This is a genomic window from Actinoallomurus rhizosphaericola (assembly GCF_024055675.1).
In the GTDB taxonomy this organism is placed as follows: Bacteria; Actinomycetota; Actinomycetes; order Streptosporangiales; family Streptosporangiaceae; genus Actinoallomurus; species Actinoallomurus soli.
The window spans coordinates 258,088-283,503 of the sequence record NZ_JAMXMW010000009.1 but is presented as its reverse complement, the minus strand read 5'-3'; the positions used below and the strand labels follow the sequence as shown (position 1 = coordinate 283,503).

General features: G+C 71.3%; 22 protein-coding genes and 1 pseudogene. 11 read left to right on the top strand and 12 right to left on the bottom strand.

Features of this window, described 5'->3' with window-relative positions; translation table 11 throughout:
- Positions 1 to 4: 4 nt before the first annotated feature.
- A pseudogene (locus tag NE234_RS21790) lies at positions 5 to 492 on the top strand (transposase); the annotation flags it as partial.
- A gap of 365 nt (positions 493 to 857) precedes the next feature.
- Here the strand turns inward: NE234_RS21790 and NE234_RS21780 are convergent.
- Positions 858 to 1,436, bottom strand: a complete 579-nt coding sequence (locus NE234_RS21780; protein ID WP_252782321.1) for a TetR/AcrR family transcriptional regulator — start codon at positions 1,434 to 1,436, stop codon at positions 858 to 860.
- Between the two features lie 188 nt (positions 1,437 to 1,624).
- Between NE234_RS21780 and NE234_RS21775 the strand changes: the two genes are divergently transcribed.
- The gene (locus NE234_RS21775) at positions 1,625 to 3,121 is read left to right on the top strand and encodes an MFS transporter (RefSeq protein ID WP_252782320.1); all 1,497 of its coding nucleotides are present in this window, start codon (positions 1,625 to 1,627) and stop codon (positions 3,119 to 3,121) included.
- A 52-nt stretch (positions 3,122 to 3,173) separates the two neighbouring features.
- Positions 3,174 to 4,628 (top strand): carboxylesterase/lipase family protein, encoded by a 1,455-nt coding sequence (locus tag NE234_RS21770; RefSeq protein WP_252782319.1) that lies wholly within the window; start codon positions 3,174 to 3,176, stop codon positions 4,626 to 4,628.
- Between the two features lie 109 nt (positions 4,629 to 4,737).
- Here the strand turns inward: NE234_RS21770 and NE234_RS21765 are convergent, their stop codons facing one another.
- The 3 genes from NE234_RS21765 to NE234_RS21755 form a co-directional block, all read right to left on the bottom strand.
- Positions 4,738 to 5,220 (bottom strand): cupin domain-containing protein, encoded by a 483-nt coding sequence (locus NE234_RS21765; protein WP_252782318.1) that lies wholly within the window; start codon positions 5,218 to 5,220, stop codon positions 4,738 to 4,740.
- Between the two features lie 166 nt (positions 5,221 to 5,386).
- Complete coding sequence (locus tag NE234_RS21760) at positions 5,387 to 6,193, bottom strand: hypothetical protein (RefSeq protein WP_252782317.1); 807 nt, start codon at positions 6,191 to 6,193, stop codon at positions 5,387 to 5,389.
- A 200-nt stretch (positions 6,194 to 6,393) separates the two neighbouring features.
- Positions 6,394 to 7,458, bottom strand: coding sequence for a LacI family DNA-binding transcriptional regulator (locus NE234_RS21755; protein ID WP_252782316.1), 1,065 nt, complete (start codon positions 7,456 to 7,458; stop codon positions 6,394 to 6,396).
- A gap of 161 nt (positions 7,459 to 7,619) precedes the next feature.
- Between NE234_RS21755 and NE234_RS21750 the strand changes: the two genes are divergently transcribed.
- The 8 genes from NE234_RS21750 (at position 7,620) to NE234_RS21715 (ending at position 17,138) form a co-directional block, all read left to right on the top strand.
- The gene (locus NE234_RS21750) at positions 7,620 to 8,480 is read left to right on the top strand and encodes an ABC transporter permease (RefSeq protein ID WP_252782315.1); all 861 of its coding nucleotides are present in this window, start codon (positions 7,620 to 7,622) and stop codon (positions 8,478 to 8,480) included.
- 83 nt (positions 8,481 to 8,563) lie between these two features.
- Positions 8,564 to 9,580, top strand: a complete 1,017-nt coding sequence (locus NE234_RS21745; RefSeq protein ID WP_252782314.1) for an ABC transporter substrate-binding protein — start codon at positions 8,564 to 8,566, stop codon at positions 9,578 to 9,580.
- A gap of 52 nt (positions 9,581 to 9,632) precedes the next feature.
- Complete coding sequence (locus NE234_RS21740) at positions 9,633 to 10,427, top strand: ABC transporter ATP-binding protein (protein ID WP_252782313.1); 795 nt, start codon at positions 9,633 to 9,635, stop codon at positions 10,425 to 10,427.
- Positions 10,428 to 10,540: 113 nt separating this feature from the next.
- On the top strand, positions 10,541 to 11,692 hold the full coding sequence (locus NE234_RS21735) for a Gfo/Idh/MocA family protein (protein WP_252782312.1): 1,152 nt from the start codon (positions 10,541 to 10,543) through the stop codon (positions 11,690 to 11,692).
- On the top strand, positions 11,689 to 12,870 hold the full coding sequence (locus NE234_RS21730) for a dihydrodipicolinate synthase family protein (RefSeq protein WP_252782311.1): 1,182 nt from the start codon (positions 11,689 to 11,691) through the stop codon (positions 12,868 to 12,870). The genes NE234_RS21735 and NE234_RS21730 overlap by 4 nt, the downstream gene beginning before the upstream one ends.
- Positions 12,871 to 12,872: 2 nt before the next feature.
- On the top strand, positions 12,873 to 13,676 hold the full coding sequence (locus NE234_RS21725; RefSeq protein ID WP_252782310.1) for a sugar phosphate isomerase/epimerase family protein: 804 nt from the start codon (positions 12,873 to 12,875) through the stop codon (positions 13,674 to 13,676).
- Between the two features lie 252 nt (positions 13,677 to 13,928).
- Positions 13,929 to 16,001, top strand: a complete 2,073-nt coding sequence (locus NE234_RS21720) for a PQQ-dependent sugar dehydrogenase (RefSeq protein WP_252782309.1) — start codon at positions 13,929 to 13,931, stop codon at positions 15,999 to 16,001.
- Between the two features lie 117 nt (positions 16,002 to 16,118).
- Complete coding sequence (locus tag NE234_RS21715) at positions 16,119 to 17,138, top strand: LamG domain-containing protein (protein ID WP_252782308.1); 1,020 nt, start codon at positions 16,119 to 16,121, stop codon at positions 17,136 to 17,138.
- 75 nt (positions 17,139 to 17,213) lie between these two features.
- On the opposite strand, the gene NE234_RS21710 is transcribed toward NE234_RS21715, so the two are convergent.
- From NE234_RS21710 to NE234_RS21675, 8 genes are all read right to left on the bottom strand, one after another.
- Positions 17,214 to 18,236, bottom strand: coding sequence for a C40 family peptidase (locus NE234_RS21710; RefSeq protein ID WP_252782307.1), 1,023 nt, complete (start codon positions 18,234 to 18,236; stop codon positions 17,214 to 17,216).
- A gap of 347 nt (positions 18,237 to 18,583) precedes the next feature.
- A complete protein-coding gene (locus NE234_RS21705) occupies positions 18,584 to 19,228 on the bottom strand; it encodes a dihydrofolate reductase family protein (protein ID WP_252782306.1) in 645 nt (214 codons plus the stop codon).
- Between the two features lie 161 nt (positions 19,229 to 19,389).
- On the bottom strand, positions 19,390 to 20,571 hold the full coding sequence (locus tag NE234_RS21700) for a permease (RefSeq protein WP_252782305.1): 1,182 nt from the start codon (positions 20,569 to 20,571) through the stop codon (positions 19,390 to 19,392).
- Between the two features lie 93 nt (positions 20,572 to 20,664).
- Positions 20,665 to 21,264: a DUF305 domain-containing protein gene (locus NE234_RS21695; protein ID WP_252782304.1), complete on the bottom strand. Its 600-nt coding sequence runs from the start codon at positions 21,262 to 21,264 to the stop codon at positions 20,665 to 20,667.
- Positions 21,265 to 21,335: 71 nt separating this feature from the next.
- The gene (locus NE234_RS21690) at positions 21,336 to 21,929 is read right to left on the bottom strand and encodes a hypothetical protein (RefSeq protein ID WP_252782303.1); all 594 of its coding nucleotides are present in this window, start codon (positions 21,927 to 21,929) and stop codon (positions 21,336 to 21,338) included.
- 1 nt (position 21,930) lies between these two features.
- Positions 21,931 to 24,177 carry a heavy metal translocating P-type ATPase gene (locus NE234_RS21685; RefSeq protein ID WP_252782302.1) on the bottom strand — a complete coding sequence of 749 codons (2,247 nt, stop codon included), beginning with the start codon at positions 24,175 to 24,177 and terminating at the stop codon, positions 21,931 to 21,933.
- A complete protein-coding gene (locus NE234_RS21680) occupies positions 24,174 to 25,049 on the bottom strand; it encodes a hypothetical protein (protein ID WP_252782301.1) in 876 nt (291 codons plus the stop codon). Before NE234_RS21680 ends, NE234_RS21685 begins: the two co-directional genes overlap by 4 nt.
- A gap of 28 nt (positions 25,050 to 25,077) precedes the next feature.
- Positions 25,078 to 25,287 (bottom strand): heavy-metal-associated domain-containing protein, encoded by a 210-nt coding sequence (locus NE234_RS21675; protein ID WP_252782300.1) that lies wholly within the window; start codon positions 25,285 to 25,287, stop codon positions 25,078 to 25,080.
- Positions 25,288 to 25,416 lie beyond the last annotated feature (129 nt).

The following is a 25,416-nucleotide window of genomic DNA, read 5'->3' as shown; positions in this document are numbered from 1 at the left end:
GTTCTCCGGCCGCTCGCCAGCAGACCGGGGCACGCAGGGGCTCAAGCGCTTCGCCGCCTGCGACGCCCGCGGCGTCCCGCTGGGGATCGTCTCCGACAGGGGAAAAGGCACGACTCACCGCTGCTCGGACTGACCTGGACGCCGCGCAGGAGCAGGTCGGCATGCTGCAGCACACCGTGAGCTTCGACCTCGATCGGGGCTACGACAGCATCAAGTCCCGTGAGTCGATAGCCGAGTCGGGGTTCAGTGCCGAGATCGCCCACAAGGGTGTGCCCGCCCCAATCCAGGCCGGCAGGCGCCGGCCCGTCGAGCGCACGCATTCGTGGATGAACGGCTACGGCATGCTTCGCGATGGACCGAGAGAAACGGCAGGGTCGTGGACTTCTACCTCTGCCTCGCCGCTACCCTCGTCACACTTCGTGGATGCTGATCTGGCAGGCACGCAACCGCTACCGCCGGGATGGCCGACCCACCAGCCGCCGCCTCAGGTGATCCATTTGCCGGTCGGTCTCAGGCGTGGACGAGCGCCGAGGATTTTGTGAGTCAGAGCCCACGAAATCCTCGGCGTAAGTAGCGGCGATGACCGCTGCGCGCGGGGGCGGCGCGTGGTCAGGTCGGAGATCAGCCGCCGGGTCACCGTCGGAGCCAGGAGCCACTCGGCCGCCGCCACGACGCGTACGGCGTAGGCGAGGTCGTCACGGCGTACGTCCTTGAGCGGGAAGCCGCTCGCGCCCGCGTACGACCCATCCGTCCCGTCTGCGCGAGGGGGCGACGTCCCGGCTCTCCTCAGCCACACACGTCTGACGTGAAGCCGAGCGGCGTTCACCAGCGGGCGAGAACCGTGCGTTGACGGACGGCTATCGGCGGGCGGCCTTGTCGGCCGGGAGGCGGAGGCCGTCGAGCATGGTCTGGATCATCGGTTCGAGGTAGTCCGGGGAGCCGGGGATCTTGGCGATGGCGACGATCAGGTCGAAGATCTGCTCGAGCGTGAGGTCGTCGCGGATCTCGCGGGCGTCCTGCGCCGCGGTCAGCAGCGGCCGCCCGGCATCGAGTGCCTGCCCGCGCCGGCTCGGGAGGCCGTCCTGGTCGGCGTGCTCCAGCAGTTCGGAAACGATGAGGCGCTTGTTGGGGATGAAGTCGAACTGCAGCCGCAGCCAGGCGGTGAGCGCCTCGCCCGGCGTCTGGCCGTCCTCGATGACGGCGGCCTCGCAGATGGCGTCGACCTCGTCGGCGTAGAGGGCTTCGAGGAGCTCCCGGCGTCCGGGGAAGTTGCGGTAGAGGGTGGCCATGCCGACGCCGGCGCGCCGAGCGACCTCGGCCATCGAGATGCCGGTGTCGCCGTCCGCGAAGGCGGCTCGGGCGGACGCCAGGATCTTCTCGCGGTTCCGTTCGGCGGCTGCCCGCCTGGTGGGGAACGACGTCTTGCCCGTGGTCATTCATCTCCTCCCATCCCGTACCGCCTCGAACACGGCCTCCCCGGCCGGCGCTCGACCGTCCGTGAGGCGTCCCGGCCCGCAAGTGGACAGCCTATCCGACATTGACCTATCGTTGCCGGACAGCCTATCCGGCATCGGCTGCGCACTTGTCGGACAGGCTATCCGGTAACTTGCAGAGGAGCTCTCCCATGCCTCACGAACGTCCCAGCGGGGCGACGGTCACGCTGTCCGCCGAACACACCGCGCAGGAGGTCGCCAAGCCGGGTGTGGGCCTGGCCGCCGTCGCCGTCATCGCCTGCCTCGCGCAGTTCATGGTGGTGCTCGACTCCAGCATCGTGAACGTCGCTCTGCCCTCGATGAAGACCGGGCTCGGCCTGTCGGCCACGGCGCAGCAGTGGGTGGTCAACGGCTACCTGATCACTTTCGGCGGCCTGCTGCTGCTCGCCTCGCGTGCGAGCGACCTGTTCGGCCGCCGCCGCGTCTTCCAGATCGGGCTGGTGGTCTTCACTGCGGCCAGTCTCTTCGGCGGACTCGCCCAGGACGGCTGGATGCTGCTGGCGGCACGCCTCGTCCAAGGCGCCGGCGCGGCCGCGCTCGCCCCATCGAGCCTCAGCCTGATCACCGCAAGCCACACCGAGCCCCGCCGCCGCACGCTCGCGATGACATGGTGGGGCGTCGCCGCCTCCAGCGCCGGTGCCGCCGGGATCGTGCTCGGCGGGCTGCTGACCGCCTCGCTGAGCTGGCGCTGGGTGATGCTCGTCAACGTACCGATCGGCACCGGCCTGCTCGCCGGGAGCCTGATCTGCCTGCGGCCCTCCACGCCCTCCGAGGGGCGTGCCCGCATGGATGTTCCCGGCGCCGTCACCATCACCCTGGCCGCTGCCGCGATCGTCTACGGCGTCTCGATCGCCCCGGACCACGGCTGGGGTTCGGGCGAGGTCCTCGCGGTGCTGATCGGCGGAGTCGTTCTGCTCACCGCGTTCGTGGCGATCGAGCGTCGTGCCGACGAGCCGCTGATCCCGTCGGCGGTGTTCGCGGTCCACAACGTGCGCATCGGCAACATCCTGACCCTGTGCATGGGCGGGGTGCTCACGGCACCGCTGTTCTTCCTCTCGCTGTACCTGCAGCAGGTGCTCGGTGAGAGCGCGCTGCGCACCGGGATGTCGCTGCTGCCGATGGTCTCGGTGATCAGCGTCGGCGTCCTCGTCTCCCAGAGGCTGATCCCCACGTTCGGCCCGCGCCGGCTCGTGGTGGGCGGCGGCTTGATCACCGCCGTGGGTCTGGCATGGCTGGCCCAGCTGCCCGCCCACGCCGCGTACGTCGGTCACGTCCTGATTCCCACGCTCGTCGTGGGCGCGGGAACGAGCGTGATGATGATGCCGGCGATCGTCGCGGCCACCACCGGCGTGGCCCCGCGCAACGCCGGGGTCGCGTCCGGCCTGCTCAACATGTGTCGCCAGCTCGGCGCGGCGCTCGGCCTGGCCGCGCTGGTCACCATTGCCTCCAGTGTCACCCATGGCAGCCGGGCGACCGGCTCCGCGGCCGTCGTCGACGGCTACCACGTCGCCTTCTACGTCATCGCCGCGATCAGCGTCGTCAGCGCGCTCCTCTCACTTCTGCTGAAGGGCGCCGCAACGGCCTCCCGCCCCCGGCAGCACGATGAGGAAGCCGCCCATGCCGCCTGAAATCCAGCGACGGCGCTCGACACCGTCCGGCTCGACGCGAAGGAGGCAGACCATGATGGTGCACGCACCGTGCGGTCGGATCGAAGGACAGGTCCGTGACGGATGCGCGGAGTTCCTCGGGATCCCGTATGCGGCCGCCCCCTACCCCGACCACGCGTTCGCTCCGCCACGCCCCCTCCGGCCGTTCGACGGTGTGCTCCAGGCCGTGGCCTACGGAGCCACGGCGGCGCACCCGAACGTTGCCCAGGATCTCTTCCCGGACCCTGTCGTCGCGGGCCCGAACCCGTTGAACCTCAACGTGTACGCGCCCGCGGACACCGGCGGTCACCACCCCGTCGTGGTGTGGCTGCACGGCGGCGGATTCTTCAGCGGAGGCAACGCCAGCCCCTGGTACACCGGCGAGTCCTTCGCCCGGGACGGCATCGTGCTCGTCGTTCCCAACTACCGCCTCGCCGCGGAGGGCTTCATGATCCTCGACGATGGCGTCGCGAACCGTGCCCTGCTCGACATCACCATGGCGCTGCGCTGGGTGCACGACAACATCGAAGCCTTCGGCGGTGACCCTTCCAACGTCACGGTGGCCGGGCAGTCCGCAGGAGCCACGGCCACCCTGACCCTCTCCGGCTGTCCGGCTGCGCGGGGACTGTTCCGCCGTCTGGCCGTGATGAGCGCCGGAACGCCCCTGCTCGCCTCCCTCCCCCGTACGGAGACGCTCTCGGAGGATTTCGCCGCGCTGCTCGGCACCCCGCGCACGCGCGCCGCCCTCACCAGCGTGCCGGTGCGAAAGCGCCTGGAGTTGGAGACCGCCTGGCTGCCCAAGGAGGTGCTGCCACCTGCGGCCGAGGTGGACGAGCGGGCCCGGCGGGTCAGGCGCGATTCCCTGCGCTGGCAGCCCACCCTGGACGGCGACGTCGTCACCGCTTCGCCCTACGACGCTCTCGCCGAGCCGGGGGCCATCGACTCGCTCATGATCGGCACCACCGTCGAGGAGTGGAATTTCATTCTCGGTACGGTGGAACCCGCCCCCTCGGTGCAGGCGTCCAGGCAGGGATTCGCCAACCTCGGCCTCACCGGCGAGGACCTGGAGGACTACATGCGCGCCCTGGAGACGGACAATCCCGGTCACGCGCTCGCGCAAGCCCTATCGGACCGCACCTTCCGCACGCCCGCACGCGGTGTCGCCGACGGTGCCGCGGCTGCGGGCATCTCCACCTACGCCTACCAGTTCGCATGGCCGACGCCTCTGTTCGGCGCCGCTCACTGTACGGACCTCCCCTTCGTCTTCGATCACCTCGACGCCCCCGGCGCAGCCGACCTGCTGGGCCCCGACGCACCACGGCATCTGGCAACCGCCCTGCACGGCGCACTCGTGCGCTTCGCGCGGGACGGCGATCCCGGCTGGACCGCCTACGGCACCGAAACCCGTCAGGTCATGGTGTTCGACGACGAGATGCGCGAGGTGCCCGACGCTCTGAGTCGTACCCCCAGGGAGCTGCGGCGGGCGTAGCCGCGCCACGGCCCGATGCCGCTGCGACACCCCGTGCCCCGCCCGGGGAACTCGGTACTCCCAAGGCCGCCGGGCCGGAACGGCGGGCTCGATCACATCGGCGTCTGTGTCAGACCCAGTGGTTGTCGTGGCGGAGGAAGAACTCGATGCGCTCCTCGTCGGTCAGCTTGTCCAGGCCCTCCGCGAGGCCCTCGAAGTAGCCCTCGCGCGGGGCGCCCGGGGAGAAGTGCAGCAGCATCGAGGCCGGCTCTCCGGACTCGTTGCGGAAGGCGTGGATGCCGCCGGCCGGGACGTGGACGAAGTCGCCGGGGACCGTGTCGATCCAGCGTTCGCCGTTGTAGATGCGGACCGTTCCACTGAGGATGTAGAACGACTCGGCGATCGACCGGTGGAAGTGCGGGTCGGGGCCGCTGGGCTTGGGGCCCATCACCCAGCGGTACAGGCCGAACAGCCCGCCCGTCGCCTCGCCGGTCGCGAGGTAGTGGACCGTGTTGCCGGACGAGTAGGTCAGCTCCGGCTCGTGGCCGGTCGGGCGGTAGGTGGCGCTGATCTCGCCGTTCTCGCCCTCGTAACGTGCCGGTGGGTAGCTCACGTCGTCTCCCTCGTGTACGAAAACCCCGTTCTCACCGTAGAGCCGGTGAGCGGCTCTTCCGGTGCCCGCCGGGAACGGCCGGCGGCAGAGTGGCATTATCGCGCCGCCCGCCGCCGGAGATCCGTTCCGGCGGTCTTCAGGGGATCCCCACCGCCCGGCCGGGAGGTCAGCGCTGGGCCCGCCGGACCTTGGGCCGGGCGGACGACGGCAGGTGCTTCGCGGCGGCCGCCTGCGGGTACAGGCCGACCACGTGGTAGCCGAAGTCCACCGACGCCGGCGCGGGCGCGGAGAGGCTCAGCGTGAAGCCGGAGGCCGAGGCGTTCTGCACCCAGTAGGCGCCGCCGGGGTTGCCCTGCGGGGTCACCACGACGACGGGCCTGGCCGCCGTGTCGACGAAGGGGATGGTGAACGTGCAGTCGGCGGTCGTCGCGCCGGAGGCGACGGTGCAGATCCCGCTCAGGCCGCCGTCGTCGTAGAGGTTGCCGCCGGTGAGCAGCCCGTCTCCCGCGGAGACGACGCCGTACGCGGTGCCCTGACCGACGACGCCGGCCACGCCCTGCCCGGCCACGCCGGTGTCCTGTGCCGACTGCCCGTACACGCCCGCGCCCTGGGAGGAGGTCACGCCCTGGACGCCGAAGTGCACGCCGTCCGTCGGGTACGCCTTGGCGTACAGCGCGTTGGAGTCCTCGCCGGTCGAGTACTGACGGAGGAACATCGCGGACCCGTTGCCGGTGCCCTGGGACGTGGAGCGGATCGCGGTCGTCTTGGAGGAGGTCGCGTCGAGCGCGTAACCGCCGCCGGTGTTCGTGGCCGTCACCGCGGACGTGGTCGTGCTGCTGGAGAAGGACCCGGTCGCGGCGTACGCGGCCACCGGCGTGATGACGACCCCTACGGCGAACGCGGCGACCGGGACGACGAACCTGCGGGTGCGAGTGAGCCGGCGGACGGAGGAGGGCAGCCCGAGACGACGCATGATGACTCCTGAAGACGCGGGGGGTTGACGGGGATCTTCGAAGATCGCGGAGGAATTCGAACACCGCGTGACCCGCGTCTCCAGAGGAGTGGCGGGGAGTTCCCCGAATCGTCCTGCTCGGCTCCCTGCGGGTTGCCGGGCAATTCATCCGCCTTCGGTGATCCTGATGCCCGCTCCGGACGTCCGGCACGGACCGGTGTTCAGGACGGCTTGCGCGGGGCGGCGGTGGTGGCGCGGAGGACGACCTCGCCGGGGATGCGCTCGACGCGGCTGCGGCGGGCCGGGTCGCGGAGGGCGAGGTTCATGACCCGCTCGCCCATCTCCTCCAGGGGGAGGGCGACCGTCGTCAGGGGCGGGACGAGGTCGCGGACGATCGGGATGTCGTCGAAGCCGGCCAGGGACACGCGTCCCGGGACGTCCACCCCGTGGTAGCGGAAGGCGGACAGCGCGCCGATCGCCATGACGTCGGTGAGGGCGAACACGCAGGTCGCCCGCAGGCCCCGGCGGATCAGCTCGGTCGCGGCGGCGTATCCGCCGTCGCGGGTGAACGACTCCTCGACGATCTGGTCGTCGGAGAGTGACACGCCGGCCTCGGCGAGGGCGTCGCGGAAGCCGCCGAGCCGGTCGACGACCGTGGTCAGCGTGCGCGGCCCGGTGAGCACCGCGAAGTCGCGGTGGCCGAGCGCGAGGAGCGTACGGGCGAGCGCGGCCGCGCCCTCGCGGTTCTCCGGCTGCACGGTGTCGACGCGCAGGCTGCGGTGGCGGCTGAGGACGGCGACCCGGCCCCCGGCCCGTACGTAGGGGTCGAGTTCGGCGCCCATCGAGCGCTCCCACGCGCGGTCCTCGAACCCGGATCCGATCAGCAGGATGGCGCGGGCCCGCTGGGCGCGGAGCATCGCGACGTAGTCGACCTCCCGCGCCGGGTCGCGGAACGTGCTGGCCAGCATGACGAGCAGCCCGTGCTCGGCGGCCGCGCGGGTCACGCCGCGCGCGATGGCCGCGAAGTACGGGTCGCTGACGTCGTGGCAGATCAGACCGATGGACTGGCTGGAGGCGCGGGCGAGCGCCTGGGCGTGCGCGTTCGGCGCGTAGGCCAGCTCGGACGCGGCGGCCAGGACGCGCTCCTTCAGGTCGGCGCGGACCTGGGTGGTGCCGTTGAGGACGCGGGAGGCGGTGGCGAGGGAGACCTCCGCCCGCCGGGCGACGTCCTGCAGCGTGACGTGCCCGCCGGTCGTGCCGCTCCCGCCGGTCTGCTTTTCCCCCACTTTGCGCCCTCCTGGCTCCAGCATGCCGCGTCCATGCGATCCAGGTCGGTGGAAAACGCCTCTTGACCGCACCGTACGCCGTCCCTACGGTAGCAGAAAGCGCTTTCAGAGAACGCTTTCTGACAGCCGTACGACCTCGGGGTCCGAGCACGGAGGAGCTCATGGTGAGTCAGAGCACCACGCCCAGTGTTCCGGTGGCCGGAGTCGCCGAGCGCGACAGACCCGGGGCGGGCGAGCGGGTGCGCGAGGCGGTCGTGCGGTCCTGGCGGCCCGTCGCGCTGCTCGTCGCCTGCCTTCTCGCCTGGTGGGCGATCACCGCGGCGAAGCTGATCAAGGCGTACCTGGTGCCGTCGCCGGCCAAGACCCTGCAGGTCATGGGCGACAAGACGGGTTACCTCTGGCACCACACCTGGGTCACGACGTACGAGACACTGTTGGGCTTCGTCATCGCGACGGTCGTCGGCGTCCTCGCCGCCGTGATCATGGTGTACTCCTCGGCGGTCGAGCGGACCCTCTACCCGGTGCTGCTGTTCGCCCAGGTCATCCCGAAGGTCGCGATCGCGCCGCTGCTCGTCGTCTGGCTCGGCTTCGGCCTCGCGCCCAAGGTCGTCGTGGCCGTGCTCATCGCGTTCTTCCCCGTCGTCATCTCGATGGTCACCGGCCTGAAGGCGGTGGACCCCGAGATGATCCAGCTGTCGGCGACGATGGGCGCCGGACCGCTGCAGACCTTCGCCAAGATCCGATTCCCGGCGTCGCTGCCGCACCTGTTCTCCGGCCTGAAGGTCGCCGTGACGCTCGCCGTCACGGGCGCCGTCGTCGGCGAGTTCGTCGGGGCGAACGAGGGCCTCGGATACGTCATCCAGCAGGCCAACGGGAACCTCGACACCCCGATGCTCTTCGCCGGCCTCCTCGTGATGTCCCTGATCGGCGTCGTCCTGTTCGTGCTCGTGGAGTTCGCCGAGAAGCTGCTGCTGCCCTGGCACGCGAGCCGTCGCGGCACCGCCGTGACCACCACCTACTGACGCACGGCCCACACTCCCCGGCCGTACGCCGGCCCCCGTCCCGCCGACCTGACGCGTCCCCCCGACCTACCGACGGAGACGACATGAAACTGCGCAGCCTCGTCCTGGCCCTGGTCCCCATCGTGGCGGTCGCCGCCGCGTGCGGGGGAGGGGGCGACAAGACCACCGGCGCCTCGGGCAAGAAGCTGGACAAGGTCACGCTGACCCTCAACTGGTACCCCTACGGCGAGCACGCGCCGTTCTACTACGGCAAGAAGCAGGGCATCTTCGAGAAGCACGGCATCGACCTGCAGATCAAGGCGGGGCAGGGCTCACAGAAGACGGTGCAGGCGACCGGCGCGGGCCAGACCGACTTCGGCTGGGCGGACACGCCGGCCCTGCTGGCCGGCGTGAGCCAGGGCCTGCCGGTCAAGAGCATCGGCGTCTACCTGCAGACGACCCCGGCGGCCGTCCAGTTCTTCTCCGACAAGGCGATCAAGACACCGGCCGACCTGAAGGGCAAGCGCATCGCGGCCACCGCGGGCGACGCGCCGTCCCGTACGTTCCCGGCGTTCCTCAAGAAGAACGGCCTCACCGACTCCGACGTCCACCTGCAGAACACCGACCCGGCGGGCAAGATGGCCGCGGTCATCTCCGGCCGGACCGACGGCCTCATCGGCTACGCGAACGACCAGGGCCCCACGATGGCCGCCAAGGCCGGCAAGCAGGTGGCGTACCTCAAGTTCGCCGACTTCGGGCTGAACTTCTACTCCAACGGCCTGCTCGTCGGCGACCGCAAGCTGAAGAGCGACACGGACCTGGTCAAGCGCATGTCCGCGGCCACGAGCGAGGCGTGGGCGGAGGCCGAAAAGGATTCGGCGAACGCCGTCGCCGCCATGCGCGGCGCGTCCCAGCAGCTCCCGTCGGAGACGGTGCTGGCCGACCAGTTCAAGACCACGCTGAGCCTCCTGCACACCGCGGCCACGCAGGGCAAGGCCCCCGGCGTCAACACGGACGCCGACTGGCGGCAGACCATCGCCGTCTTCACACAGAGCGGCCTGATCAGCAAGGCACAGGCACCATCGGCGTACTGGGACCCCTCCGCCGCGCCGCAGGGCTGACCGACCGAGAGGAGCGCCGACGATGCCCGGCAGCACACGGGAACGAGGACGAGTGGCGAAACAGGAAGCGAGCCGCGGGGGGAGCGTTCGGCTGGAGGACGTGGCCGTGCGGTTCCGTACGAAGAAGAAGGACGTCACGGCGCTGCGGGACGTGTCGCTCGACGTGGCCGAGGGGGAGTTCGTCGCGATCGTCGGCCCGTCGGGCTGCGGCAAGTCGACGCTGCTCAAGCTGGTCGCCGGGCTGCTCAAGCCGTCCTCCGGCACCGTACGGCTCCGCGGCGAGCCGGTCACGGGGCCGCGCCACGACATCGGGTACGTCTTCCAGCGGGCCGCGCTGCTGGAGTGGCGCAGCGCCCGGCGCAACATCCTGTTGCAGGCGGAGATGCGCCGGATGCCCGCCGACCGGGCCCGCGAGCGCACCGCGGAGCTGATCGCGATGACCGGGCTGACCGGCTTCGAGGACGCGTACCCGCACGAGCTGTCCGGCGGCATGCAGCAGCGGGTGGCGCTGTGCCGGGCGCTGCTGCACGAGCCGCCGGTCCTGCTGATGGACGAGCCGTTCGGCGCGCTCGACGCGCTCACCCGCGAGCAGCTGAACATCGAGCTGAACCGCATCTGGCGGGAGACCCATACGACCGTCCTGCTGGTCACGCACTCGATCGCGGAGGCGGCCTACCTCGCCAACCGGATCATCGTGATGACCGACCGGCCCGGCACGATCGCCGAGGTCATCGACGTCGGCCTGCCGGACGAGCGGGACTACGCCACGACCATGGCCCGCCCGGAGTTCGCCCGTGCCACCGGCCGGATCCGCGACCTGCTCGGCGCGGCCTCGGCCGCCGACTGAACCGCGCCGACCGAACCCCGCCGACCGAGCCCTCACCGACCGAACTCCTTCCGAACAGCCGACGCCCACCCGTCGAGCCGCCGACCGGAACCCGCAGAGAGGAACACACAGGGATGGCACGCAGGTCCATCGGGATCGTCATGAACGGCGTGACCGGCCGGATGGGGTACCGCCAGCACCTCGTCCGCTCCATTCTGGCGATCCGCGACCAGGGTGGGCTCACCACCGCCGACGGCACCGTGCTCTGGCCGGAGCCGATCCTGCTCGGCCGCAGCGAGGCCAAGCTACGCGCCATCGCCGAGCGGCACGGGCTCACGGAGTGGTCGACCGACCTCGGCGAGGCCCTCGCCCGGCCCGGCGTCGAGATCTACTTCGACACCCAGATCACCGGCGCCCGCGCGCCGGCGGTACGGACGGCGATCGAGGCGGGCCGGCACGTCTACACCGAGAAGCCGCTCGCCGAGGACGTCGAGGAGGCGCTCGAACTCGCCCGGCTCGCCGACGAGGCGGGCGTACGGCACGGCGTCGTGCAGGACAAGCTGTTCCTGCCGGGCCTGCTGAAGCTCAAGCGTCTCGTGGACGGCGGCTTCTTCGGGCGCATCCTGTCGGTGCGCGGGGAGTTCGGCTACTGGGTGTTCGAGGGCGACTGGCAGGAGGCGCAGCGCCCGAGCTGGAACTACCGGGTGGAGGACGGCGGCGGGATCATCGCCGACATGTTCTGCCACTGGCGGTACGTCCTCGACAACGTCATCGCGCCGGTCCGTTCGGTGCAGGCGCTCGGCGCGATCCACATCCCCGAGCGGGTCGACGAGGCCGGCAAGCCGTACGCCGCGACGGCGGACGACGCCGCGTACGGCATCTTCGAGCTCGAGGGCGGCGTGATCGCGCAGATCAACTCCTCCTGGGCGACGCGGGTGTTCCGCGACGAGCTGGTGGAGTTCCAGGTGGACGGTACGGAGGGCAGCGCGGTCGCCGGTCTGCGCCGCTGCCGGGTCCAGCACCGGTCGATGACGCCGAAACCCGTCTGGAACCCCGACCTGCCCGCCACCGAGGACTTCCGCGCCCAGTGGCAGGAGGTGCCGGACAACGCCGAGTTCGACAACGGGTTCAAGACGCAGTGGGAGCTGTTCCTGCGGCACGTCGCCGACGGGGGCGAGTTCCCGTGGGACTTCTACGCGGGCGCGCGGGGCGTCCAGCTCGCCGAGCTGGGCCTGCGCTCCTGGAAGGAGGGCCGCCGCATCGAGGTCCCGGAGATCACCAAGTGAAGATCGATCTGCCGAGGGCGGACGGCTCGATCGTCCCGTACACGCTCGGCGAGCCGCGCGCCTACCCGCCGCCGGCGGTGCCCGCCACGTCGCGCGTCGCGTACGCCGCCGCGCACGTCGTCGTCGACCCGTTCGCCGACCCGGAGGCCGTCGACTGGGAGACGACCCTGGCCTTCCGCCGCCACCTGTGGTCGTACGGGCTGGGCGTCGCGGAGGCGATGGACACCGCGCAGCGCGGCATGGGCCTGGACTGGCCGGCGACGCGCGAGCTCATCCGGCGCAGCGGCGCGGAGGCGCGGGCCTGCGGCGGGCGCATCGTCTGCGGCGCGGGCACCGACCAGCTCCCGCCCGGGCCCACGCCCCTGAAGTGGATCGCCGCGGCGTACGAGGAGCAGCTCGCCGTGATCGAGGCGGCCGGGGGGACGCCCGTCATCATGGCGAGCCGCCAGCTCGCCGCCTCGGCGACCGGTCCCGGCGACTACGCGGAGGTGTACGGGCGGCTGCTCGGCCAGGTCGCGCGGCCCGCGGTGCTGCACTGGCTGGGCCCGATGTTCGACCCGGCCCTGGAGGGCTACTGGGGGTCGGCCGACCTGGACGCGGCCGCCGAGAGCGTCCTGGCGATCATCGCGGCGAACGCCGCGAACGTCGACGGGATCAAGGTGTCGCTGCTGGACGCCGAACGGGAGGTCGCGCTGCGCCGCCGCCTGCCCGCGGGCGTACGGCTCTACACGGGCGACGACTTCAACTACCCGGAGCTGATCCGCGGCGACGAGCACGGCCACAGCGACGCGCTGCTGGGCGTCTTCGACCCGATCGCGCCCGCCGCGGCGGCGGCCCTCGGCGCGCTCGACGCCGGGGACACGGAGGCGTACGAGCGGATCCTCGCGCCGACCGTGCCGCTGGCGCGGCACCTCTTCGCCGCCCCGACGTACTACTACAAGACGGGCGTGGTGTTCCTCGCCTGGCTGGCCGGGCACCAGGCGCACTTCCGCATGGTCGGCGGCCTGGAGAGCGCCCGGCCCGTCCCGCACCTGGTCCGGCTGTTCGAGCTGGCCGACCGGGCGGGACTGCTGCCCGACCCGGAGCTCGCGGTGGCACGCATGCGCGCGTGGCTCACGGTCCAGGGCGTGAGCGAGCGGCCCGGGAGCACGGCCTCCCCGGTGAAGGAGGGCTCCTGACCATGGAACGCTTCAGCCTGAACCAGTGGACGACGCGGTACTGGCTGCTTCCGGACCTGGTCGCGGGGTGCGTCGCGGCCGGCGTCACCGGGGTCGGGCTCTGGCGCGAACCGGTCGCCGAGTACGGCCTGGCCCGTACGGCCAAGCTGGTCCGCGACGCCGGGCTGACCGTCACGTCGCTGTGCCGGGGCGGGTTCTTCCAGCTCCCCGACGCGATCGCGGAGAACCGGCGGGCCATCGAGGAGGCCGCCGAGCTGGGCGCGCCGGCCCTGGCGCTGGTCAGCGGCGGGCTGCCCGAGGGCTCCCGCGACCTCGACGGTGCGCGGCGGCGGGTCGCCGACGCGCTCGCCGAACTGGCCCCGTACGCGGGGGAGTGCGGCGTGCGCCTCGCCCTCGAACCGCTGCACCCGATGTACTGCTCCGACCGCTGCGTGGTCTCGACGCTCGACCAGGCACTCGACCTGGCCGCGCCGCATCCCGCCGCGCGGGTCGGCGTCATGGTCGACACCTACCACCTGTGGTGGGACCCGAACGCGTACGCCGCCATCGCGCGCGCCGGGGCGGAGGACCGGATCGCGCTGTTCCAGGTGGCCGACTGGACGACTCCGCTGCCCGAGGGCGTCCTGACCGGGCGCGGCATGCTCGGCGACGGCTGCGTGGAGCTGCGCCGGTTCCGTACGGCCGTGGACGAGGCGGGCTACACGGGACCGATCGAAGTCGAGATCTTCAACGACGACCTGTGGGCGATGCCGGGCGCCGAGGCGCTGTCGTTGTGCCTGGCCCGCTTCGCCGAGCACGTCACCTGACCCGACCGCACCCGACCCGACCTGGCCGGATCAGGCCCGGCCCGGCCGGACCCGACCTGGCCGGATCAGGACCGGCCCGGACCGGTCCGGGCCGCCCCGATCCGGACCGCCCCGACCTGCACCGATCCGATTTCATCTGGACCGACCGGGAGGCCGCCGAATCTCTCTCTTGACGCTGTGATCCCCCTCACCTACGTTCGGGAAAGCGTTTGCAGAAAGCGCTTTCCGCCTATCGACCCCATGGGTGGCAGAATGACGAAGCTCAGATGGTGCCTTCTGACGACCGTCGCTCTCCTGGCGGCCCTCTTCACGGTGCCGCAGACGGCCGCGCTGGCCGACGACCAGCCCGTCAAGGACCCGATCCCCGAACGACCGATCACCTCCGACCTGGGGCTCGTCCTCCAGGAGTACGCGCAGTTCCCCCAGTCGGAGCCCACTCCCGCGCCCGTCGACCCCCGCCTCATGCGCTGGGCGCGCATCAACTTCATCGGTGAGGTGCCGGACGGCTCCGGCCGGATGTACGTGCCGGACCTGAACGGCAACATGTACATCGTCCGGAACGGCCGGCCGCACGTCTACCTGGACGTTAAGGCGCAGTTCGACCCGTACTTCTTCTCCGGGCGCGGCCTCGGCCAGGGCTTCGGCATCGTCGCCTTCGACCCGGACTTCCGGACGAACGGGAAGTTCTACACCGTCCACACCGAGCTGGCCTCCAGCACCACGAAGGTCCCCGACCTGACTCCGCAGGCCGGCACCATCTACCACGGCGTCATCGACGAGTGGACCGCCGACGACCCGAAGGCGGACACCTTCCACGGCACGCACCGGGAGATCCTCCGGCTCGGCTTCGGCGGGCAGATCCACGGCATCCAGGAGATCGGGTTCAACCCGAACGCCAAGCGGGGCGACAAGGACTACGGCAAGCTCTACATCGCCGCCGGTGACGGCGGGCAGGGCCAGGCCGCCGGCAACACCGACCCGCAGAACCTCGGGGTCCCGCAGGGCAAGCTCCTGCGCATCGACCCGCACGGGAACAACAGCGCCAACGGCAAGTACGGCATCCCCGCCGACAACCCGTTCGTCGGCAGGCCCGGCGCGCTCGGTGAGATCTACGCCCTCGGCTTCCGCGACCCGCACCGCTTCAGCTGGGACACCGGCGGCAGCCACCGGCTGTTCCTCGGCCACATCGGCGAGCACGCCATCGAGGGCGTCTGGGACATCCGCGCGGGCGACAACGCCGGCTGGCCGAACCGCGAGGGCCCGTTCACCTTCGTCAAGAACGACCGCTGCGACCTGTACCCGCTGCCCGCGGACGACGCGAAGTACGGCTACGACTACCCGGTGGCCGCCTACGACCACGACCCGCCCGCCGGCTGGAACTGCACCAGCGACATCGGCAAGGCGATCTCCGGCGGCTACGTCTACCGCGGCCACAAGCTGCCCGAGCTGTACGGCAAGTACATCTTCGGCGACCTCGTCGACGGCTCCGTCTACTACACCGAGGAGAGCCAGATGCGCCGCGGCGGGCCGCGCGCGCCGATCCACCAGCTGCAGACGTTCGACACGAACGGCAACCGGCTGACGATGCAGCAGTTCGCCGGGGACAAGCGCGTCGACCTGCGCTTCGGCCGCGACAGCCACGGCGAGCTGTACATGCTGTCCAAGGCCAACGGCAAGATCTGGAAGGTCGTCGGCACCCGGCACTTCGCGGGCGGGCCGGTCGGGCACACCCACGTGGACGGTACGGCGGGCGCGAAGAACTGGGCGCCGGTCACCCCGTCGAAGTGGGAGTTCAAGGGCAACCAGGTGATCCTGGCCGAGGCCGGCACCGAGCGGCCCGGCCCGCGCCGCCCGTTCGAGTACGCGGTGCTCACCAAGGGCCCGAAGTTCGGCACCGAGCGGATCGACGCGGACGTACGGATCGACACCCCGACGGACGTCACGAACCGCGACGTGATCATCGTGTTCGGCTACCAGTCGGACACGCAGTTCTACTACGCGCATCTGTCGCAGGACAATTCGATCTACCCGCACAACGGGATCTTCCTGGTGAACAACGCCGACCGGCTGCGGATCGAGGACCAGTGGGACGCACTGCGGTCGCGCGGCGCGCCACCGTCGATCACCGACATGAAGTGGCACCACGTCACGGTGATCCGGCACGTCGACACCGGTGAGATCGCGGTCTACCTCGACCACTCCAAGGACCCGCGCATGACGGCGGTCGACAAGACCCTCGCGTCCGGCCGGGTCGGGTTCGGCTCGTTCGACAACACCGGCCGGGTCCGCAACCTCAAGGTCACCGGCACGGCGGTCGGCGACTGATCGTGGGCCCGGGCCGCGACCCGGCCGGTCCGGCGGCGGACGCGGCCCGGGCCCCTCGACCCCGGCGGTCACCGTCCCCGACGGTGACCGCCGGGATCCCAGACGCGTGGAGGGAACATGACGGAAACCAGCGCCAAAGGTGCGGGCCGCCGCCGGTCCGTACGGTCCCGGCGCCTCGCGGCGGCCGCCGTGGCCGCCCTGCTCTGCGGGCCGCTCGCGGGCGTGAGCGCGGCCCAGGCGGGCACCGGCGGGGACCGGGGGCAGGGCCACGCCCTGTCGGCGGTGCTGCCGAGCCTGCGGCCGAACCTCGTCTCGTACTACGACTTCGAGCACCCCGTCGCGGGCGACCCCGCGCGGGAACGCGACCGCGGGCTCTCCGGCACGACCATCAACCTGATCAACGGCGGGGCCGCCATGCGCGTACGGGACAGCGCGTTCCCGGGCGGCGGCCACGCGATCCAGACCCGGCAGGTGAACCCGGACACCAAGGGCAACGACGACTGGAAGGCCGGGGTCTACTCGACCACCGGCGTGCCGACCCTGCGCGCCTTCAGCGGTGCGAAGGAGGCCTCGATCATGGGCTGGTTCAAGATGACCGGCCCGAACCCGGCACCCAACTCCGAGACGGCCGACCCGTCGGACGTCTACAACGCGGTCGGGCTGGCGGGCCTGCTCAGCGGCGACTCGAACGGCCACGACGTGCGCGCGCTGCTCGAGGTGATCGACGTGTCGGGGACGCTGCGCGTCGTCGCCCTCGGCCGCCGCATCGACGGGGGAAAGTCGCAGACGTTCGCCGCGAACGAGGACTGGCAGAGCATCCTGCCGATCGGCAAATGGGTGTTCCTCGCCGCGTCGTTCGACTACGACCACGGCACGATGCGGCTGTACAAGGACGGCAGGCCGCTGGACGGCTTCTACACGACGGCCGGCGACCCGTGGCAGGTCGGGACGCCGGGAACCCACGTCACCTCGGCGACCGACCCGCGCGGCATCAAGATCGGCGGGAGCTTCCCCCAGAACACCGCCGAGAAGAACGCGTGCGACTGCCGGCTCGACGGCCTGATGTTCCTGAACCGAGCCGTGACCGACAAGGAGGTCTGGCAGCAGTACCACCGGGCCGTGTCCGGCCGGCACTGATCACTTCGAGGATGCGAACCGCGCGGTGAGCCGCCCCCAGGGGCCCACCGCGCGGTGACATCTCAGGGAACGCCGTCAGGGACGGCCGAAGCCGACGATCTGCCCCTGCCAGTAGCCGGCGATCGGGCTGATCATCACGTTCTCACCGGTGCGGGGCGCGTGGATGAAGTGGCCGCTGTCGACCACGATCCCGACGTGGCCCAGGCCGCTGAAGAAGATCAGGTCGCCGGGCTGGGCGTCGCTCTGCGCGACGCGGCGGGTCGCGTTGTACTGGTCGGGGACGACGCGCGGGAGGCTGACCCCGGCCGCCCGCCAGGACATCATCGTCAGCCCGGAGCAGTCATAGCCCTTCGGGCCGGTGCCGCCGTAGATGTACGGCTTGCCGAGCTGGGCGTAGGCGTAGCTCAGCGCGGCGCGTGCCGAGCCGGAGGCCGGGCCGGTGTACGTGCCGCCGATCTTTCCGCTGCCCGACGGAGTCGTCTCGCCGGCCTCGCGCTCCAGCTTCCGCTGTTCGGCGATCTGCTTCTCGAGCGACGCCTTCTGCGACTTGAGGGCCGCGGCCTTCTGAGAGACGTCCTGCACCGTGCTCTGGACCGCGGCCAGGTCACGCTGGAGCCGCTGCGTCGAGGCGAGGAACGCGGTCAGCTCCTGACCACGGTTGCTCGCCAGGTGCATGAACGTGGACATCTGGTCGAGGGCCTGGTCGGGGTTGTGCGAGGCCAGCACGGCGGTGGCCGGGTCGGACTGGCCGGTCTTGTACTCGTTCGCGACGAGCTGCACGACTCGCGCGTGCAGCTGGTCGTACGTGGCCTGTTCGCTCTTCTTCTGCGCCTGCAGGACCTTGAGGCGCTTCTTGGCCGCGTCGAGCTCGGTCTTGGTCTTGTTGTACTGATCGACCTTTTTGTCGAGCTGGGGGCTGAGCGTGGCCAGCTTCTTCTTCGCGGCGGCCGCCGACGGCTTCGGAGCGGCGTCGGCGATGCCGGCCGTCGTCAGCGAGACGGTGACCGCGAGCGAGGCCGCGGCGCAGATCCGGAGCGAGCGCCGGAACCGCGAGCGGCCGGTGGCGCGCGTGGGAGTCATCGGGTTGGAGGGCGCCACAGAGTCCTACTCCTCTCCTCGCCGCCTACCGGGGCAGGGGTCGGGCTCGGGCCGGAGTCGCCCGGTCGGAGCCTCATCGGCTCCGGACGCGCCTCGACAACTGATGGTCTCCCGGGTCCCAGGGGGGATTCGGCGGACGGCTGTGCTTCCTGTGAAGGCGGGGGCAGCCGGGGCTTTCCGTAGTTTAGGGGTGTTCAGGCCTGGTCTGCCAATCAACGTTTCGTTAACGTTTTACGGCACTGGGCCTTACTTTCCGCGTTGTGCCGCCGTACATCACAAAACGGACATATCAGCGCCGGAATCGCTCACGGCTCTGATTCCGGAATCGGTGTGCCTGGGTGACGACCTCAGGGGCGGGTGAAGGTCACGTGCGTCACCCCGCTCGGCGTGGTGACCGACTCGACCTGGAACCGCTCCTCCAGCCCTTCGAGGCCGTCCCACAGCCGCTCGCCCCGGCCCAGCACGATCGGGACGATTGCGACGTGCAGGTGGTCGATCAGGTCGGCGGCCAGGAAGTCCCGCACCGTGCGCGGCCCGCCGCCGACGCGCACGTCGAGCCCGCCCGCCGCCTTTCGCGCCTCCTGCAGTGCCTCCTCGGGGCTCGCGTCGATGAAGTGGAACGTCGTGCCGCCCTCCATCTCGATCGACGGACGAGGGTGGTGGGTCAGGACGAACACCGGCGTGTGGAACGGCGGGTTCGGTCCCCACCAGCCGGTCCACTCGTGGTCCTCCCACGGCCCGCGCTGCGGGCCGAACTTGTTCCGTCCCATGATCTCCGCGCCGATCCCCGGCTCCCACGTACGGGCCAGGGCGTCGTCGACGCCCGTGTCACCGCCGGATTCGCCGTGCATCGCGCGGAACGACCTGGTCTGGAAGAACCAGCCGTGGAGCCGCGTGCCGGCGTGGCCGAACGCCGCGTCCATGCTCTGTCCCTCGCCGGTGCCGAAACCGTCGAGAGAGATCGAGAAGTTGTGGACTCGTACCTTGGACATGAGAGCGGCTCCGGCCTCTGGGCAAGTGATTGCGATCTGCAATCACTCGCCCGACCCTAGACGCCGCCACTTCCGCTGGGCGTCCCCTGCCTGCACCCGGACCGCCCCCGCGCCACCGACCTGCTGCGCGCCGCGTACGAACGCGCCGTCGCCGAGTCGTCCTAGTGGTGGTGCTGATGCGCGTCGTGGCCGGCGTGGTCCGTGTGCTCGGCGTCGGGGGAGCCGCCCATCATCTTCAGCATCGGGATCCCGCCCGTACGGACGAACCGGACCAGCAGGACGGCGGCGAGGGCGAGGAAGCCGAGGTTCAGCCAGGTGGTGTAGTTCCAGGAGATCCCGCGCTCCATCACCACCGCCCGCCGCTCGCCGGGGATCAGACCGGTGACCCCGAAGAGCAGCTCGACGAGGTAGCCCGCGAGGACCATCGCCGCGTAGAACGTCCCGGTGACGAACAGCGCCATCCGGGTGCCGTAGTACTTCCGGTAGATCAGGATGATCGGCAGGATGATCAGGTCGGCGAAGATGAAGGCGACGACCCCGCCGAAGCTGATCCCGCCCTTCCACAGCACCGCGGCCAGCGGCACGTTGCCGATCGAGCAGACGAAGCTGATCACCGCGACGAGCGGGCCGACCAGCGGCCCCCACAGCTTCGCCGCGAGCGGGTGGCCGACGAGGAAGAAGTGCCGCCAGAAGGAGTCGGGCACCCACGCCGCGATCCCCCCGGCGATCAGCAGGCCGATGACCAGGTCCCGCAGGATCGCCGCCCACTCCATGACGAACACGTGCGCGACCGACGTGAAACCCTCCCCGGACAGCAGCCGGCGCCAGAACGACCCCTGCCGCCGGACGGACATGTCCATCGCCGCGTGGCCCTCCATCGAGCCCGCGACGCCGCGCTCGGCCTGCTCACGGGCGTCGCGCAGCAGCCGCTCCCGCAGGACCAGCCGGAACAGCACCGCCAGGATCACGATCATGATCGGGCCGCCGACGAACTCCGCGGCGGTGAACCGCCAGCCCATCAGCAGCGCCAGGATGATGCCCAGCTCGATCACCAGGTTGGTCGAGGCGATCTCGAACGTCATCGCCGCGATGAAGCTCGCGCCCTTGACGAACAGCGAGCGCGCCAGCGCGACCGCCGCGTACGAGCACGATGACGACGCGACGCCCAGGCCGGTCGCGGTCGCGAGGGTACGAGGCCGCCCGTCGCCGAGCAGCCGTACGATCGTCGATCGCCGGACCACCGCCTGGACGATCGCGGACAGCAGGAATCCCAGGATCAGCGCCCAGAGGATCTCCCAGGTCATCGACCCGGTGATCGCCAGCGCGTGACCGATCGCGCCCATGTCATTCCCTTCATCACCGAACGGTGGTGCCCCAGGGGGAGCACCCGGAACCTGGACCGGGGGCGGCCGACCGAGGCCGGCCGCCCCGGGCGGTCACCTCTGCTTCAGCAGGTTCCGCATGGTGGCGATCTCGGCGCTCTGGGAGCGGATGATCGAGGCGGCGAGGGCCTTGGCGTCGGCGTTCGAGCCCTTGGCCTGCTCGGTCCCGGCCATGGCGACGGCGCCCTGGTGATGCTGGATCATCAGCTCCAGGAACGCCTTGTCGAAGGCGCTGCCGGACAGCGAGTCGAGCTTCTTCATGTCCTGGTCGGACATCATCCCCTCGCCCATGTGCATGCCGCCGGGCGAGGGCGTGGACGCCCCCCAGTCCTTCAGCCAGCCGGTCATCTCGTCGATCTCCGGCTGCTGGGCGTTCTCGATCTGGGCGGCGAGCCTCTTGACCTCGGGCGAGGACGCCTTGGTGGCGGCCTGCCTCGCCATGGTGATCGCCTGCCGGTGGTGCGGGATCATCATCTGGGCGAACATCACGTCCTGGGCGTTGTGACCGGCGGTCGCCGGGGCCGAGCCCATGCTCATGCCCGGGCTCATGGAGTGACCGTTCATCGGGTGAGCCGAGTCGTCCGTCCCACCGCCGCAGGCGGCGAGGGTGAGGGCGGCGACCGGGACGACGACCAGGGAGAGAGCACGCTTCATCGTTTTTCGACCTTCCGTGTTCGGACGTGCGGGATCAGGCGCGGACGGGTCATCGGTGGACCCGGGGCCTGTCACCGTCGGAGCACGCAGAGCCGGAAGATGGACGGCCGGGGCGGCGCCCGGCCTAGGGAGTCCCGTCCTCGGCCGACCGGACGGATCGCTCCGCCGGCGATGTCACGGCGGCCGGCGAAGGCGGCGGCCAGGAACAACAGCGCGGCCATCACGAGCAGGCCGAGGCACATCTGGCCGCCGGGATGCCGGTGACCGGCCGGGACGTGCGACGGCGGCGAGACCCGATGACGACCGGCCCCCGCGTCCGTGTGGCGCATCTCCGCACCCGCGTGACCGGCCCCGGCCTCGGCCCGGGCCGCCCCGGCGTCCGCGCGGTGCGTCCCGGCGTCCGCGTGGCCCGCCTCGGGCATGGCCACGACGGCGTCCGCGTGGCCTGCTCCGGAGTCCGGGTGGTGCATTCCGGCGTCCGTCTCCGCCATCCCGGACATGGCCACGATGGCGGACGCATGGGTGTCGGTCGGGCCGACCGTGGCCTGCAGCCCGTGCATCGCGAACAGGCCGAGCAGCGTCAGAGCCAGGAGCAGCAGCCCACCCGGCGACGGCACCGGAGCGCCCGCCCGGTGGTATCCGCTGCTCGGACCGTTCGGCGACATCTCAGCGCGCCGCCTCGAAGCGGCGCAGCCGCAGGCTGTTGCTGACCACGAACACGCTGGAGAACGCCATCGCGGCACCGGCCAGCATCGGGTTGAGCAGGCCGGCGGCGGCCAGCGGCAGGGCGGCCACGTTGTAGGCGAACGCCCAGAACAGGTTGCCCTTGATCGTGCCGAGCGTCCGGCGCGACAGCCGGATGGCGTCCGCAGCGGCGCGCAGGTCGCCGCGTACGAGGGTGAGGTCGGCGGCCTCGATCGCCACGTCCGTACCGGTGCCCATGGCCAGCCCCAGGTCCGCCTGGGCCAGGGCCGCCGCGTCGTTGACGCCGTCCCCGACCATCGCCACGACCTTGCCCTCACCCTGCAGCCGCTTGACGACGTCGACCTTATCGGCGGGCAGCACCTCCGCGATGACCTCCTCGATGCCGGCCTCGGCGGCGATCGCGCGGGCCGCCGCCTCGTTGTCGCCGGTCAGTAGCACCGGCGTCAGGCCGAGCGAGCGGAACCGCGCGACGGCCTCGGCGCTGGTGTCCTTGATCGCGTCCGCGACGACCAGGATCGCGCGGGCCTCGCCGTCCCAGCCGACCGCGACGGCCGTCCTGCCCTGGGCCTCCGCCGCCTCCTTGGCGCGTTCGAGCCCGGCGGGCAGGTGCTGGGACCACTCCGCCAGCAGCCGCGTACGGCCGACCAGGACCGCGTGGCCGTCCACGATGCCCTGCACGCCGAGGCCCTCGACGTTCGCAAAGTCCTCGGTGCAGGGGAGCGCGCCGACCCGCTGTACGGCGCCCTTGGCGATCGCCTGGGCGATCGGGTGCTCGGAGGCGTCCTCCAGCGCGCCCGCCAGCCGCAGCACCTCGGCGGCGTCCTGCCCCTCGGCGGTCACCACGTCGACGAGCGTCATCCGGCCGGTCGTGACCGTGCCGGTCTTGTCCAGCACGATCGTGTCGATCCGCCGGGTGGACTCCAGGACCTCGGGCCCCTTGATGAGGATGCCGAGTTGCGCGCCACGGCCCGTACCCACGAGGAGGGCGGTCGGCGTCGCCAGGCCCAGGGCGCACGGGCAGGCGATGATGAGGACCGCGACCGCGGCGGTGAAGGCGGCCGCGACGCTGCCTCCGGTGCCGAGCCAGAACCCCAGAGTCGCCACGGCGAGGGTGATAACGATCGGTACGAAGATCCCGGCGATCCGGTCGGCGAGGCGCTGGACCTGCGCCTTGCCGTTCTGCGCCTCCTCGACCAGCCGGGCCATCTGCGCCAGCTGCGTGTCGGCGCCGACCTTGGTCGCCTCGACGACCAGGCGGCCGCCCGCGTTCACGGTGGCGCCGACGACGGTGTCGCCGACCCCGACCTCGACGGGCACGGACTCGCCGGTGAGCATGCTCATGTCCACCGCCGAACCGCCCTCGACGACGACGCCGTCCGTGGCGATCTTCTCGCCGGGCCGTACGACGAACCGGTCGCCGGCCGTCAGCCGGTCGATCGGGACCCGCTCCTCGCGGCCGTCCCGGAGCACCGCGACGTCCTTGGCGCCCATCTCCAGCAGAGCCCGCAGCGCGGCCCCGGCGCGCCGCTTGGACCGCGCCTCGAAGTAGCGTCCGGCCAGGATGAACACCGTCACCCCGGCGGCCACCTCCAGGTACAGCTCGCCGGTCCCGGAGACGCGCTCGATGGTGAGGGCGAACGGGTGCCGCATGCCCGGCTCCCCGGCGGTGCCGAAGAACAGCGCGTACAGCGACCAGCCGAACGCCGCGATCGTGCCCAGCGACACGAGCGTGTCCATCGTCGCCGCGCCGAGCCGCAGGTTCTTGTACGCGGCGCGGTGGAACGGCAGCGCCCCCCACACCACGACCGGCGCGGCGAGGGTCAGCGAGGCCCACTGCCAGTACCGGAACTGCAGCGCCGGGACCATCGCCAGCAGGATCACCGGAACGGCCAGCACGGCGCTGACGATCAGCCGGTCGCGCAGCGCCCGTACGGGGGCGTCCTCCGCGGGCTCCTCGGTCTCGGCCGGCTCGGGCGGGGCCGGGAGGCTCGCGGTGTACCCGGCCTTCTCGACCTGGGCGATCAGATCGTCGGTGCTGATCCCGGGCTCGAAGCTGACGCTCGCCTTCTCGGTGGCGTAGTTGACCGTCGCGGTCACACCGTCGAGCTTGTTGAGCCGCTTCTCGACGCGATTGGCGCACGAGGCACAGGTCATCCCGCCGATCGTCAGCTCGACGCGTTCAGGGGCCGCGCTCGTGGTGCTGGTCATCGTCCCTCCTTGGCCACGGCCGTGAACTCGGCGGTGTGCACCGTGCCGTGGTGCTGGAAATCGAGGTAGAGGCGGTAGGCGCCCGCGGACGGCGCCTCGGCGTGGAAGGTCACCGTCGGCCCCGGCCTGGTCGTCCCGTCGCCCGGCTCGCCGTCCGGGTGGACGTGGAGGTAGGCCAGGTCGCCCTGCCGCAGCGCGACGAGGTGCCCGTACGCCCCGAGGTAGGGCTGCAGGTCGGTGACCGGCCTGCCGTCCCGGCTGATCGCCAGGTCGAGCCGGCTCGAACGGCCCGCGACCAGTGTCCCCGTGAGCGTGACGGTGTAACCGTCGACGGTGGCGGTGGTGGCCGGCGCGGGCAGGGCCCGTGGCTCGGCGTCGCCCGCGACGGCGGTGTCGATGCCGAGGGTGAGGGGCTCGGCGCCCGCGGGCTTGAAGTCGGCGAACGCGCGGTAGGTGCCCGGCCCGCTCAGCGGCGAGGCGACCCGCCAGGTGCCGTCGGCGTCCATCGCCGGATGCACGTGCCGGAACCCGGACAGGTCCCGGCGCACGACGATCAGGTGCATCCGCTTGTCGTGCTGCGTGTCGAACGCCGTCACCGGCCGCCCGTCCGGCCCGGTGATCCGGAACGCGAACGTGCCCGTCGCGGTGGGGACGGTGGTGAGGGTGTAACCCCGGTCGGACACCAGCAGACCGCCCGACAGCATGCTCTCGTGGCCGCCGTGGCTCGCGCCCTGGTGCTCCATGCCGCCGTGCGCGGCACTCGGCTTCGTCTCGGCCCCGACGGGGCCGGTCAGGCGACCGACCCCCATCGCCGCGCCGAACACCACCGCCAGCCCGAGCCCGAAGACCCCGAGCCTGGCCGGTGCGTTCATGCTGGTCTCCTTCGCTGGTCGTTCTGGGTCAGGACGTCACGAGTTCGTAGCCGGCCTCGTCGACCGCGTCCCGCACCGCCTGCTCCTCGACCGGGGCGGTGCTGGAGACGGTGACGACACCGGAGGCCAGGTCCACCTTGACGTCGGTGACGCCCTCGATGGCGCTGACCTCCTCCGTCACGGCCGACACGCAGTGCCCGCAGGTCATGCCCTTGACCTTGTACTCGCTCGTCGTCATCTCGTTCTCCTCACACGCTGTACGTCATTCGTGACCGGATTTCCGGCCGGTCCTCAACTTATACCCACCCCCGGTAGGGCATGCGAGCGACCATAACATACCCCCCGGGGGTAGCTGCAAGAGGCGATC